Annotated in this window: 9 protein-coding genes; 2 read left to right on the top strand and 7 right to left on the bottom strand. The window is 63.9% G+C overall.

Annotated elements, in window-relative coordinates; genetic code table 11:
- Window positions 1-54: 54 nt before the first annotated feature.
- The 3 genes from MAF45_RS04825 to MAF45_RS04815 are packed head-to-tail and all read right to left on the bottom strand — an operon-like array spanning window position 55 to window position 3,996.
- Window positions 55-1,500, bottom strand: a complete 1,446-nt coding sequence (locus MAF45_RS04825) for an FAD-dependent oxidoreductase (protein ID WP_237978424.1) — start codon at window positions 1,498-1,500, stop codon at window positions 55-57.
- Window positions 1,497-2,129, bottom strand: coding sequence for a response regulator transcription factor (locus MAF45_RS04820; RefSeq protein ID WP_237978423.1), 633 nt, complete (start codon window positions 2,127-2,129; stop codon window positions 1,497-1,499). Before MAF45_RS04820 ends, MAF45_RS04825 begins: the two co-directional genes overlap by 4 nt.
- Window positions 2,122-3,996, bottom strand: coding sequence for a sensor histidine kinase (locus MAF45_RS04815; protein ID WP_237978422.1), 1,875 nt, complete (start codon window positions 3,994-3,996; stop codon window positions 2,122-2,124). Before MAF45_RS04815 ends, MAF45_RS04820 begins: the two co-directional genes overlap by 8 nt.
- Window positions 3,997-4,222: 226 nt before the next feature.
- On the opposite strand from MAF45_RS04815, the gene MAF45_RS04810 reads away from it, so the two are divergent.
- Window positions 4,223-4,573 carry a cytochrome c3 family protein gene (locus MAF45_RS04810; RefSeq protein WP_237978421.1) on the top strand — a complete coding sequence of 117 codons (351 nt, stop codon included), beginning with the start codon at window positions 4,223-4,225 and terminating at the stop codon, window positions 4,571-4,573.
- Between the two features lie 6 nt (window positions 4,574-4,579).
- The gene (locus MAF45_RS04805; RefSeq protein WP_237978420.1) at window positions 4,580-6,127 is read left to right on the top strand and encodes an FAD-dependent oxidoreductase; all 1,548 of its coding nucleotides are present in this window, start codon (window positions 4,580-4,582) and stop codon (window positions 6,125-6,127) included.
- Window positions 6,128-6,688: 561 nt separating this feature from the next.
- Here MAF45_RS04805 and MAF45_RS04800 read toward each other — a convergent pair.
- The 4 genes from MAF45_RS04800 to MAF45_RS04785 all read right to left on the bottom strand — a co-directional run bounded on the left by MAF45_RS04800 (window position 6,689) and on the right by MAF45_RS04785 (window position 12,550).
- On the bottom strand, window positions 6,689-8,182 hold the full coding sequence (locus MAF45_RS04800) for a DASS family sodium-coupled anion symporter (protein ID WP_237978419.1): 1,494 nt from the start codon (window positions 8,180-8,182) through the stop codon (window positions 6,689-6,691).
- Between the two features lie 320 nt (window positions 8,183-8,502).
- Complete coding sequence (locus MAF45_RS04795; protein ID WP_237978418.1) at window positions 8,503-8,907, bottom strand: cytochrome c3 family protein; 405 nt, start codon at window positions 8,905-8,907, stop codon at window positions 8,503-8,505.
- Window positions 8,908-8,923: 16 nt separating this feature from the next.
- Window positions 8,924-10,828: an FAD-dependent oxidoreductase gene (locus tag MAF45_RS04790; protein ID WP_237978417.1), complete on the bottom strand. Its 1,905-nt coding sequence runs from the start codon at window positions 10,826-10,828 to the stop codon at window positions 8,924-8,926.
- A 456-nt stretch (window positions 10,829-11,284) separates the two neighbouring features.
- Entirely contained in the window at window positions 11,285-12,550 is a 1,266-nt protein-coding gene (locus MAF45_RS04785; RefSeq protein ID WP_237978416.1) for a Na+/H+ antiporter NhaC family protein, read from the bottom strand.
- Between the last annotated feature and the right edge of the window lie 78 nt (window positions 12,551-12,628).

Below are 12,628 nucleotides of genomic sequence, written 5' to 3'. Positions count from 1 at the left end.
GCTCCTCCGCCCTTGAAGCCACCCGGGGCCCCGGTTCCCGGGGGGTAAGGATCCTTACGCCCGGCGCCCTGCCTTCAGGCGCCGCGCCCGGGCCGCGGCGCTTTTTCCAGCGATGTGTCCGAACACAACGCAGTCGGGCAGCGAGCAGCCCCCGAGACGGCCCCGTCCGTGGAGGCCGCCGGTCACCTCGCCCGCGGCGAAGAGCCCGTCGACCGCCGAGAGGTCGGCGCGAAGCACTTTCCCCTCCGGGCTGAATTTGAGGCCCCCGTTGCAGAAGTGCACGTAGGGCTTCTCAAGCCCGTAGTAAAAGGGCGGGCGGATGATCTGCTGAGTGAACATCGTGCGGCCGAATTCCGGGTCGCGGCCGCTTTTCGCGCTTTCGTTGTAGCGGGCCATGACGGCCCTGAAACGATCTGGATCGATACCCATGCCGCGGGCCGCCGCGTTGAGGCTGTCGGCGGTTTTCACGAGCCCCTTGATCAACTTCACGTTGCGGCTCGCGCCCTTGGCGGACTGCGAGTCGGTGACAACCCAGAAATCATGGGTCGGCAGCTTCCAGACCGCCTCCGAGATCGCATTCATCGGAGCATCCTCACGCACGAAGCGCCGTCCGTCGCGAGTGAGATAGATGTCGGCTCCCACGTAGTTCGTGAGCCTGCCGCCCGAGTAGGGGATCGTGAGAATCTGGTCCATGTCGACGAGCGCCGCTCCGAGGGACTCGCCGAGGGCGATGCCGTCTCCCATTGCGGTGTCGTGCTCCTCTCCGTACGGATTGGCGGTACTGCGGATGTCTTCGGTGAGCCTAGGGTCGTACCTCATGCGCATCTGCGGGTTGTCACCGAAGCCTCCGGTCGCGAGGACGACCGAGCGTGCGGTAACGGGTGTGCGGCCGTTCACCGTCACGACGAGGTTCGAGCCGCTGCGGCCGATCGCGGTCGCGCGGCTCGAAAACCGGATCTCGACCCCGAGGCGCCGGGCCGACCGGCTTAAGGCCCGCACGAAGTCGTAGCCCCCGCGTTCGAAGCTCGAGACGTAGCAGCGCGGCGCGAGCCCTCCGAGCGCTTCGTAGGTGGAGTTCATCCAGACCACGCCGTGACGCGAGAGCCAACGGAGCGCCGGGCCCGTGCCTCGCACGAGCGTCTCGATCAGGCGCTGGTCGCCCGCGCTCTTGCCGGTCAGGTTCATGTCGGCGATCATCTGCTGCACGGCGGTCTCGTATTCGGTGCGGTTCCTGCCCCCGAGGCGGACCGCGGCGAAGTAGCCGTTCGCAATGGCCGAGTGGCCGCCCAACAGATAGTCCTTCTCAAGGACAATAACGCTTTCGGCCCCGGCCTCGCGCGCTGCGACGGCGGCCGAGAGCCCCGCAAGACCCGAACCGACCACAAGGACGTCGGCCGGACCGTCGAGCCTCGGGCCCTGGGGGCGGGCCCGGGCGGCCTCTAGGCCGCCCCCGAGGGCGGCGGCCGAGGCAAGCCCTGCAACCAGCACTCTTCGTTTCAAAGCGAGGCCTCCTTCTCCTTCATGTCAAGGAGCGTGAAAATCCGCACCAGGTCCGCGCTCGTGCGGGCCTGCAGCTTCAACAGGGCGTTGCCGCGGTGCATCTTCACGGTCGTCTCCTCAATTCCCAGTTCGCGGGCGATCTCCTTGTTGCGAAGGCCCCGGGCGATGCAGCGGGCGACGTCGCGCTCGCGGGGCGAGAGCGCCGCGTAGAGATCCCGCAGGCGCCGCAACTCGGCCTCGAGGTCGCTTTTGGCCACCGAGCGCGCGACGCAGGCCGACACCCGCTCGAGCAGGTACCGGGGATCGGCAGGCTTTTGCAGGAAGTCGGCCGCGCCGTGCCTCATCGTGTGGACCGCCATCGGCATGTCGCCGTGGGCGGAGAGGAAGATGACAGCGATGTGCGCCGCGCCCCGTTTCTCCATCTCCTCCTGGACCTCGAGCCCGGTCATGCCTGGCATGCGCACGTCGAGCACGACGCAGCCCGGGCGGCGCAACGCGTCGTGCCGCAGGAACTCCTCGCCGCTCGAGTACGCCACGACCTCCCAGCCGAGTGTCTCGAGCAGCAGCCGCTGCGAGTGGAGGATTTCGGCATCGTCATCGACGATGCGGATGAGAGGCTGGTCAGGCATGGTTCTTCTCCGGGGCGCCGCCGGCCAGGGCCTGGGCGGACGCGTCAAAAAGGATTTCAAAGCGCAGCCCCATGGGCTCGAGCCGCGTGACGGAAAGGTCGGCCGAATGAGCGTCTGCGATGCTGCGCACGATCGGCAGCCCCAGCCCCAGGCCCTCCGCAGAGGTGGAGTCCGAGGCGTGCTGGAGCCGCTCGAACTGTTCGTCGGTAAGCCTCGGGCCGTTGTCCTCGACCCGCATCCTCACGCCCTCTGCGGTCCGCTTCACCTGCAGGCGGATCTCGGGGGACTCGACCCCCTGTTCGGCCCGGGCGGCGTTTTTCATCAGGTTGAGCACCAGGATCTCGAGCTCCAGGGCGTCCCCGTCGACCCGTGAGCCGGGCTCGAGCTCAAGCCGCAGCGCGGGGCGGACCCTCGCGTACTCCTGGTAGTTCCTGAAGTTCCCGGCGGCGCGCCGCGCCACCTCGGAGAGGTCGGCCGGGCTGTGCGACTGCGGGGTCTTTTTCGCGTAGCTTCTCACGCGGTCCACGATCGCGTTCACGCGCTCGACCTCGCGCGAAAGCGCTTCGAGCAGTTCCTCCAATGGCGGCGAGTCGAGATCTTCGAGTCTGATGCGGGCGACCTCGCAGTAGTTGCGCATGGCCGCCAGAGGCTGCTTCAACTCGTGGGCGATCATCGAGCCCATGTGGGAGACGAAGGACCGGCGCTCGAGCACGGATAGCCGCTCGCGGGCCTGCCGCTCGGTGTCGGCAAGCCTCCGGTTTTCTTCGAGCGAGCGCTCGAGGGCGGAGGTCCGGCGGGCAACCAGGCGGTTGAGGCGGATTTCGTTCAGCACCAGAAAGAGCGCGAGCCCCAGCACTCCGGCGAAATACCAGAAGTAGCGCGCGATGAAGTCCCGGAGTGTCCAGGGCTTCACAGCAAAGGGTCCGATCCTCAGGTCCCGGTAGAGGCGGCTCACGGCGTGGAACTGCCCGGCCACCTGCCAGGAAAAAGTGGGCTGCGGGGGCATGGATAGCAGTGCGAGCGCGATCCCTTTTACGAGCTCAGGGCGCGAGAAGTCGAGCACGCCGAAGGTCTGGCCGGGGTAGAGGTCGGTCGAGCGCCGGCAGGCGATCGCCCTGTCGCTCTTTTCGTTGATGACCCGAAGCAGCCCGGGTGCGAGCAGCCCCGAGGCCTCCGCCGACTCGAGCTGGCAGGCCGAGAGGATCCCCGCATCGCTGCGCCCGTCGATCACGCTCTCAAAGACCGCGGGATATTCGTAGGAGAGGAAGTTCGCGCCTCCGATAAAGTCCTCCGGATCGTAGCCCGCGCGGGCGAGCTCGCCCTTGAAGGCGAGCCACCCGCCGAGCGAGTCGGGCATCGAGGCTGCGATTTTTTTGCCACGCAGGTCGGCAAGCGTCCGGATCGCGCTCCCGTTGCTTTTCACCACGATCGCAGAACCCACCGACGCGCCCCCGTCGCGTGCCCAGGCGCTCTTTCTCGTCGCGAGCGCCTGTGCGCCTGCGGTGTTGATGAGGGTGAAGAAGACGTCGGAAGGCCCCACCACGAAGTCGGGGCGGGTGCGTTCGATCAGGTCGAGCGCCTGGTAGGCCGGGATGTCCATGATGCGGAAGCGGTAGCGCGGCAGGCTCTTTTCCAGGTGCTGCAGCGTCGGCGTCACGGTGTTCGAGCGGAAGCCAAGGTCGTTGGAACCTATGACGCCGATCAGGATCTCGTCCGGGTCCCGGGCAGGCTCAGGCTCTGACCCGGCGGCGGGCAGGGACAGCGCGAGACAGGCCGTGAGCACCGCAGCCCATGCGGTATAACGCGCAGCAGAAAGTGTGACGGAAAGCGCGGCGGCGGACAGTCGTGTTGTCGGATGCTTCTTCATGCCGGTAAAAAAATTCGCCCCGCGGGGCGGGAGGCGGGCGGCCCCTTTAAGAACATCTTTTTGTCCACCTCCTTTGGGAGGTAGTCGGGGGACGCACCCCGTCCTTAAGATTTGCTTAAGCCAGATGGGCCGCCCATGCTGCTCTGGCTCTTACAAGAAAACCAAGACCCCGCTTCCGAAGACGCCGCGCCCAGTCCGCCGGAAGCAGACCAAAGGAAGAACAAAAATGAGATTCCCTGCTCAAGCCATCATGGCGGCCTTTGCTGCGGCCGTCTGCTTAGGAGCCGCACCGGCCGGCGCCGTCACGATAAACGGATCGCACGCCTCGCTCAAGTGCGAAACCTGCCACGCGGGCCAGGCTGCGAAAGCTGCACCGAGCCAGAAGACCTGCCTCAAGTGCCACGGCAGCTACGAGGCGCTCGCCAAAAAAACGGCCAAGGCCGGAGAGAAGTTTAACCCCCACGACTCCCACATGGGCCGCGTCGAGTGCACGCAGTGCCACTCCATGCACGGCAAGAGCCACTACATCTGCCATGACTGCCACGCGATCCCGAACCGCAAGTTTAAAGGGGAGTAAAAGATCATGATGAATCTCAAGAACCTTTCCCGTCGTCAGTTCCTCGGAACCGCGGCCGGCGCGGGCGCGGCCGTTGCCGCGGCCCCGGCGTTTGCCGCGAGCCAGTCCTCCGCCTCCCCCGCCCGCTGGGACAAGACCGTTGACGTGGTCGTCTGCGGCGCTGGCGGCGCCGGCCTCATGGCCGCCAACCAAGTGGTTGAAAAGGGTGGCAGCGTGCTCGTAGTCGACAAGTCCTACAGTCCGTATCACTCCGCCACCCGCATGTGCGGGGGCCTTTTCACCGCCTACGGTTCTGCGATCCAGAAGCGCGAGCACGCGAAGGACTCCTGGCAGGAGTTCGCGCACGACATCATGGACTACGGTGCCTACATGTCGCTCAAGGAGCCGGTGGAGCTTTTCGCGAAGCATTCCGGCGAAGCCTTCGACTGGCTTGAAAACCACGGGCTCGCACCGCACCACCTCGAGAAGTACCCGGGCCACAGCAACCTGCGCGCGATCCGTCAGGAAAGCTACCAGGGCAAGGACTACATCGACGTGCTCGTGCGCGAGTCGAAGAAAAAGAACATCCAGATCATGGAAGGCACGCCGCTCACGAAGATCTTCTTTGACATGAAGAAGAACACGGTGACCGGCGTCGAGGCGACGAACCTCGATACCGGAAAGAAGATCTGCATCCGCGCCCGCCGCGGTGTGATCCTCGCCACGGGCGGTATCACCGGCACTCCGCAGTCTCTCGACTTCTGGGTCCCGTCGGTCGCGGGAAAGGGCGTCTCGATCGGCTGCTCGGCCAACGACGGCACTGCGATGAGGATCGCCGTGCGCGACGTCGGCGTGCCGCTCTCGCACATGCAGTACATCGCCTCTTACCCCTGCGGCATCGTAGTGAACGGCCGCAACGGCCCCTACTGCCGCTTCTGGTACTTCACCAACGCGGGCGGCATCCTCATCAACAAGAACGGCCGGCGCTTCGTGACGGAGAAGGAAGGCATCTGCCACATCACGCCGCACTTGGCCGGCAACCCCGGTGGCTGGCACCTGGTCTTCATGGACAAGAAGATCTACGAGGCCACCCGCGCGAAGTACAAGGTGGGAGCCCTGATCGGACTGCCCTCCTGGAACGACGAACGCGTTGAAGAGGAGTTCAAGAAGGGCCAGAATCTCTTCCGCGCCAATACGCTCGCCGAGTTCTGCAAGCTCTCTGGGATCGACGAGAAGGGGTTGCGCGCCCAGCTCGCGCAGTGGAACAAGGCCGTCGAACAGAAGAATGACACGCAGTTCGGCCGCACCGACATGACCGTGAAGATCGATGAGAACGGCCCCTTCTACGGCATCAAGATGTATCCGTGGAACAACCTGTCCTGCGGCGGCTTCCGCGTGACCAGCAGGCTCGAGGTTCTCGGCTGGGATCTGAAGCCCGTGAAGGGCCTCTACGCCGCGGGCGAGACCGTGGCGGGCGTGCACGGCGCCTTCTACTGCGGCGGCAACGCATGCGGCTTCGCCCACACCTCGGGCTATATGGCGGGCCAGATCGTGATGGGCAGGAAGGACGTCTGACGGGCCCGAAAGGCCTTGTAAAGGGGGAGGCGAAGGAGCGCTTCCCCCGAGGACTCTTCCGAAGCGGGATTCCGGAATTTCCGGGGTCCCGTTTTTTTTTGGTGCGCCCAGCAGCGCACGTGTGACTGGTAGTGAAAGTCCACCGTCCGTCCGATTGAGGGAAGGACTAGCGACTCGGCAGAGTCTGGCGGTAACAAACTGATGAAGGAAGCCGATAGCAAAACGTCAGCCTGACGAACAGGAACTGGATACGAGGCGGCGATTCTGGGAGAGCAGGCCGCATGCTGTTAACTCAATATCGATACGGGAAGAGCCGGCGGGCGGGGCAGTCGTGCGCCTGATCAGCTGCAGGCAGGCCCTCCATGCGGCTGTCGCATGGCTCGCGGCCCGGGTTGCGGGTCGCTAAAACGGGAGGGCGGCCCCGTCCGCATCCCGCGGGTCTGCGGCGGCAGGGCAGGCCGCCGCGAGGGGAGTAAGAGCGCCTGACGCAGGGCGGGGTCTTCGGGCCGGCCTCCCGTCAGTGCTGCCGGACGCCGAAAGGGAAGAACGGGTGCAGGGGTTTCAGATAAGCCCGAGCCAGCTCCAGTAGGTCTTCGACATCAGGAGCAGCAGCGCGTAGGCTCCGACCGTGAGGATGATGCCCGTTTTGGCGAATTCTTTCACCGTGAAGGTCCCAGTCGAGTAGGCGATCATGTTCTGCGGGGCGTTCACCGGCAGAATGAAGCCGAAACTCACTACGTACTGGAGAATCATCGTCATGCCGATCACATTGACCCCCGGGGTCTGCAGCGAGGAGAGGACTGCGATGATGATCGGGATGATCGCTGAGGCAAGCCCCGTGGCTGAGGCAAAGCCCAGGTGCACTACGATCAGGAAGGCGGCCATCACAGCGAGCACCGTGAAAGGCGCGGCACTTGCCAGTCCGAAGGCGAGGACGATCTCATTGGCGAGCCACTGCGCGGCGTGCGTCGAGAGCAGCGCCGAGCCCAGCGAGATGCCCATGCCGAAGAGGAAGACCGTTCCCCAGTTGATGCGGTGCACGGTGTCCTTCCATTCCATCACGCCGAAGCCCGGCATCATGAGAAGGGCGATGGCGGCCACGGTCGAAGTGGTCGTGTCGATCGGGTGGAGCTTTTTTTCCGTCACCCAGAGAAAGAGAAGCACGCAGGAGACGATGAGCAGCTTCCACTCGTTTCGCTTCATAGGCCCCAGTGCCTTCAACTGGGCGCGGATCGCCTCGCGGCCGTTTTCAATCCTCACGTCGCCGATTGGCATGAGGCAGGTCACGACGAAATAGAGGAACACGGACATGCAGGCCGCGTACGGCGCGGCCGCCGTGAACCACTCGAGCCAGCTGATGTCGTAGCCGGTGATGCTCTTGATGAAGTTCACCGCGACCATGTTCTGGGCTGCCGCCGTCTTGATGCCGACGTTCCAGACCGAGTCCACCTGGGCCACGGTGATCATGAGCGCAGCGGCAAACTTCGAGGTGAGGGGCACCTTGAAGGCGGCAATCACGCCCATGACGATGGGCACGAGGCAGGCGACGCGCGCCGTGGTCGAGGGGACGAAAAACGAGAGGATGAACCCGCAGAGGGTCACGCCGATCACGACGCGGTGCGGCTCGGTCCCGATCTTCGAGAGCACGAGGAGCGCGATTCTGCGGTCAAGCCCCGTGATCGTCATCGCCGCGGCGAGGAACAGCGCGGCGCCCACGAGGCAGAACGCAGGCGAGGAAAAACCCGCGAGCGCCATCTTCATGCCGGCGCTCGTGCCGACGATGCCGCCCGTGCCGTTCGGGGAAAAGCCCACAAGCAGCGCCGCGAGGGCGAGGATGACGCCCGCTGAGACCGGGTAGGACATCGCGCCGCTCGCCCACACGATCACGGCAAAGATCATGACGCCCAGCATCCGCTGGCCCGCCACGGAAAGCCCGGGCTGGGCCGGGGCGAGGCAGATCAGCGCGAGCGCGATGAGCGCCGCTGCGAGCCCGATCGCCTTCGCATTGATCCGGCCGCCTTCTCCAGGGAGATTTGTTTTTTGTTTTTCTGACATGACTTCCTCCTTCTATGGCCTGAAATTCACGCAAAAGGCGTGCCAGTGCGGATACGCCCTGTTTCGGGGATTCGGAAGACGGAACATGCGGCTTTGGTGCGTTTTTTGTCCCAGAGTGGTGCGGTCTGCTCAAAAACAGCGCTTTAGCTGTACTTATTACAGTAAAAATTGATATTGCTTGAAAACAGGACAAAAAAGGCCTGACGCCTAGGAGAGGAGGTTCAGCGTCAGGCTAAACGGCCGGCCGCCCACTGTCTTGGGCGGTGCTCCGGCCTTAAGTTTCGTTGTTTTATCTGTTTTTGTAGGAGGCGCCTCAGGCCTCATTTGCGCGGCGGGTCCTTTTCATGGCACCCGGAGCTCGAACACTTTTGAAAGTTCTCCATGTGGTGGCAGCCGTAGCAGGAGTTGAGCGTGGGCTTTTTCATCGTCATGCCCTTGGTGGGCGGGATGGGATGCGTGCCGTGGCACATCTTGCAGTCCGGCGCTATCTTTCTCGCCGCGTGGGGCTTGGCGGCCTTCGCGTCCATGTACTGATGCGGCTGGACGGGGTCTCCGAATTCATCCTTCCAGTCTTTAGTGAGCTCGCGGACCTTCTCGTAAGGCCCGTGGCAGCCAAGGCACTGAGGGGCGGAGCCTTCGCCCGCCTCCTCAGCTGAGACCGGAAGGGATGCGAAGGCGAGAGCGGCTGCGGCCGCCGCGGCCGCTGCGATCATCGTGAGTTTCATATCCCTTCCTCCTGCCTTACTTCAGGCTCGCGAACTTCTTGCCGAGCACGTAGGACATAATCAGGCCGCGGGAGAGCCCGTGCATGGAGGACCCGCCCGTCACCTCGCCCACGGCGTAGAGGCCCTTGATCGGCTTCTCGTCCCAGGTGAGCACGCCGCACTCCTTGTTCACGTGCAGGCCGCAGTAGCAGTCGTGCAGTGTGACGGAGGTCCAGGCCGCGTAGAACGGGGCCTTTGCGATCTTGTACTGGGGCTTGGGCTTGCCGAAGTCCGGATCCTCGCCCTTGTCGACGAAGCTGTTGTAGCGGTCCACCGTCGCGGCCAGCGCCTTCGGGTCGATCTTGTGCTTCATCCAGGGGTTCGTGTTGATCTTCGCGGCGAGCTCTTCGATCGTGTCGGCCTTGAAGAAGTACTGCGGGTCGACCGAGGTGTCGCTGATGTGCATGCGCTCGCGCTTCACGCCGTCGGAGTCAAAGATCGCCCACTGCGGGCCGGAGGACCAGTTGTTCGACTCAGAGGAGCCCTCGTTGATGGCGAGCGCGGCCGGAATGAAGTTGATCGGGTTGAACGGTGTGCGCTTGTAGTTGTTGTAGTCGCCCTGGACGTAGGGGTTGGTCTTGAGGTCCTTGAAGTGAGCGCCGTTCGTGCCGTTCATGAGGCCGCGGGTGGCGTTGGAGGTGCCGTAGGAGGTGAGCGCCGCGCCGTTCTTCACCTGGCCGGCGGAGACGAGTTCATCGTAGAAGCGTTTGCCGCACCAGTTCACGACGATTGCGTCCTGCCAGTTGCGGATCGACACGCCCGAGTGCTTCACGAGCGGGAAGATCGGGGACTCGGGCTCCCACTTGAGGTAGGTGTCGTGCACGCCCACCACGGCGCCGCGGGTGATCGAGATCGAGCGGTCGGTGTTCGCGTTGGTCACGCCCCAGAGGGCGGCGCCCAGCTTCATGGCGGCGAGCGTGCCCGAGCCGTCCTGCGGAGAGTATTCGCAGGCCGCGGAGGCGAACTCTTCGGTAAGGCGCGGGTCGACCATGCGGCGGAACTTCACGTTGTCGGTATAGCCGGCCGTGGCGAGCACGAGGGCCTTCTTCGCGCGCACCGTGATCTTCTTCGCCTTGTGCTTGATGTAGAGCGGATTGGCGCCGTTGAAGGCGACGAGCTCCTTGCCGTCGGGCAGAACCTTCGGGGTCCTGTGGGCGCGGATGCCGAGCACGCCTGCGACCTCCCCGTTCTTCGTCTCGGGGACAATCTCATCCATGTAGTAGTTCATCAGGAACTTCACGCCCGCCTTGAGGGCCGCCTTTTCCAGTGCGCGCATGAGCACCGTGCCGGATTTTCCGTTCGGGGCTTCGGGGCAGGCGCCCTTGGTCCAGGCGAAGTGCAGCTCGCGCGGAGCACTGCAGCCCGCGCCGTAGGCGCCCGCGTTGTTCGGGGCCTTGTCGAGGAAGGGCACGCCGATCTTCACGAGCCAGTCGTAGGTGGGCACGCCGTTCATCGCGATGAGGTACTGCATCTCGCGGTCGTTGAAGCGGAAGTCAGGGAAGCCGTTGGGCAGGATGACAGACCAGTCGGTCAGATCCTTGAACCAGGTCTCGGGGCTGTCCTGAATGCCGTATTTCTTCTGGACCGCGTTGCCGCCGCCCAGCAGCGTGTTGCCCTGAGAGATGATCGCGTGGCCGCCGATGTCGTAGTTGGCATCGACGATGAGGGCGCTCAGGCCCGCCTCGCGGGCGCGGATCGCGGCCGGGATGCCGGAAGCGCCGGCGCCCACAACAACGACGTCAGCCTCGAAGTCCCACTTCGCGGGAGCCTTCGAGGATTTGCCGCCTTTGGCGGCAAGCGCGTCGCCTGCAAAAGCCATCATGGCCCCGCCCATCGCGACTGAGCCGCCCAGGAATGAACGACGGGAAATCCTGTTTGTCATGTTCTCTCTCCTTGTTAGGCTACTGCATAAGACCTAATGCAATTTATCTATAGAATTACCATTTATAAGTGTAATCCCATCGACAATAAAATTTTAGTTAAACGGAGGAAGAGTGCGTCATCGGGAGCTGAGAGGGCGTTAAAAAATTGCAAAGCAATTGATCTGCAGCATTATGGTTAAGTAGTTATGATTAAGGTAAAGTCAATAGGGCCTTAATAAGATTTAAGTTATATAAAACAGTGTGTTATGAATATTAAGGCAAATGATGAAAAGCCCGGGGCGCTTGGAATGCCGGCCATTTATTATTGAATGAAATTAAAAATTTATGACTATGATTACCACTTTTGGCTATGTTGTCTGAGATAACTATAAAGGGGTATAAATGTAAACGGCTCCGACGCTTTTTCCAAGAAGCAGAGCGCGCGGGGGCGGAGCCGGCCGGGGCGGGAGGAGGCTCTATAGGCCGCGGCTGCGCCAGAGGTTCCAGAGCGGGATCAGGTAGAGATAGACGGCGAAGAAAACGGCGCCGGCCGCAGAGCCTGTCGCGTCGAGCACCGCCGCGCAGGCGATCGACCAGGGCACGAGCGGCGAGAGGATCACGGCCGAGTCTTCAAGCGCGAGGGCGAGCTTTTCGCGTGAAAGGCCGAAGCGGCTGCAGATCTGATGCGTAAGCACGATGGCAAAGGTCTGGTTGCATGCGATCAGCGAAGAAAAAAGGCCGGCCGCGGCGACCGCGGGCGCGCGTCCCCGGCGCGCTGCGAGGCTCTCGAACTTTGCCTTCAGGCCGTCGAGCAGCCCGGTCGCCTCGAAGATCCCGGCGTAGAAGGAGGAAAGGCAGACGATCGCCGCGACCTTGAGCATGGAGACGAGCCCTCCGCCGTCAGCCAGCCCCGAGAGCTCGGGCGGGGGCGAGCGGTAGCCGAGAATGAGGGAGCGGGCGAGCTCCCGGGCCGGCATGCCCTGCTCGAAGAGCGCGAGCAGCGCGGCCAGTGCGATGCTGAGCGCCATGTTCCAGCGGATGGGGACCCGCAGGAGGCTGCAGCCGAGTATGGACAGGGCGGGCAGGAGCAGCCAGGGCGAAAAGCTGTAAAGGGCGGCAAAGCCCCGGAGGCTGTCGGCGGCCGGAGCCCCCGCCCCGGCGCTTTCCCGAAGGCCCCGCAGGAAGTAGGCCGCGCAGGCGAGGAGAAAGGGCGCGAAGGCCGAGCAGGCCATGCTGCGGATGCTGCGGTAGATATCCGTGCCGGTGAGTACGCCCACCAGCATGGCGCTCGTGGACACGGGGCTCATCCGGTCCCCGAAATAAACGCCCGAGAGGATGGCCCCGCCGGTGAAAAGGGGCGGAACGCCGAGGTTCAGGCCGATGTTCATCGACACCACGCCCATGGTTGCGGCCGTGGCAAAGAACGAGCCCAGGAGAAACGACACCGCGCAGTTCGCGAGAAAGGCAAGCAGCAGAAAGCAGGACGGGCGGATCATCTCCGGGAAGAGCAGGACGAGGTAGGCGCTGGTGCCCGAGGCGCGCCAGGCCCCGGTGTGCATCCCGATCAGCATGAAGACGATGAAAAGCAATCGCACCTTCCATATGCTGCTCCAGGCCATTGCGAGGACCCGGCGCAGCGGGTGGCCCTGCAGCAACGCGTAACTCGAGAAAAGCGGGAAGCCTAGAAACAGGGCTCCAAGCAACGGCCCCTGCAGCACGAGGAGCAGGACGCAGTTTTTCATGGGAACGCGGGGCCCGGTCTGGCGCCGGGCGGATCACACCGGGCTTTTCCGGACCAGGGACATCGCTGGAAGCGCAGG

Source organism: Mesosutterella porci, assembly GCF_022134585.1.
Taxonomy (GTDB): Bacteria; Pseudomonadota; Gammaproteobacteria; order Burkholderiales; family Burkholderiaceae_F; genus Mesosutterella; species Mesosutterella porci.
This window is presented reverse-complemented; position numbering and strand designations above follow the sequence as displayed.

Excerpts from the sequence above, each read along its gene's own strand:
- MAF45_RS04820 (WP_237978423.1), bottom strand. The coding sequence starts at position 2,129 with ATGCCTGACCAGCCTCTCATCCGCATCGTCGATGACGATGCCGAAATC.
- MAF45_RS04815 (WP_237978422.1), bottom strand. The coding sequence starts at position 3,996 with ATGAAGAAGCATCCGACAACACGACTGTCCGCCGCCGCGCTTTCCGTC.
- MAF45_RS04810 (WP_237978421.1), top strand. The coding sequence starts at position 4,223 with ATGAGATTCCCTGCTCAAGCCATCATGGCGGCCTTTGCTGCGGCCGTC.
- MAF45_RS04805 (WP_237978420.1), top strand. The coding sequence starts at position 4,580 with ATGATGAATCTCAAGAACCTTTCCCGTCGTCAGTTCCTCGGAACCGCG.
- MAF45_RS04800 (WP_237978419.1), bottom strand. The coding sequence starts at position 8,182 with ATGTCAGAAAAACAAAAAACAAATCTCCCTGGAGAAGGCGGCCGGATC.
- MAF45_RS04795 (WP_237978418.1), bottom strand. The coding sequence starts at position 8,907 with ATGAAACTCACGATGATCGCAGCGGCCGCGGCGGCCGCAGCCGCTCTC.
- MAF45_RS04790 (WP_237978417.1), bottom strand. The coding sequence starts at position 10,828 with ATGACAAACAGGATTTCCCGTCGTTCATTCCTGGGCGGCTCAGTCGCG.
- MAF45_RS04785 (WP_237978416.1), bottom strand. The coding sequence starts at position 12,550 with ATGAAAAACTGCGTCCTGCTCCTCGTGCTGCAGGGGCCGTTGCTTGGA.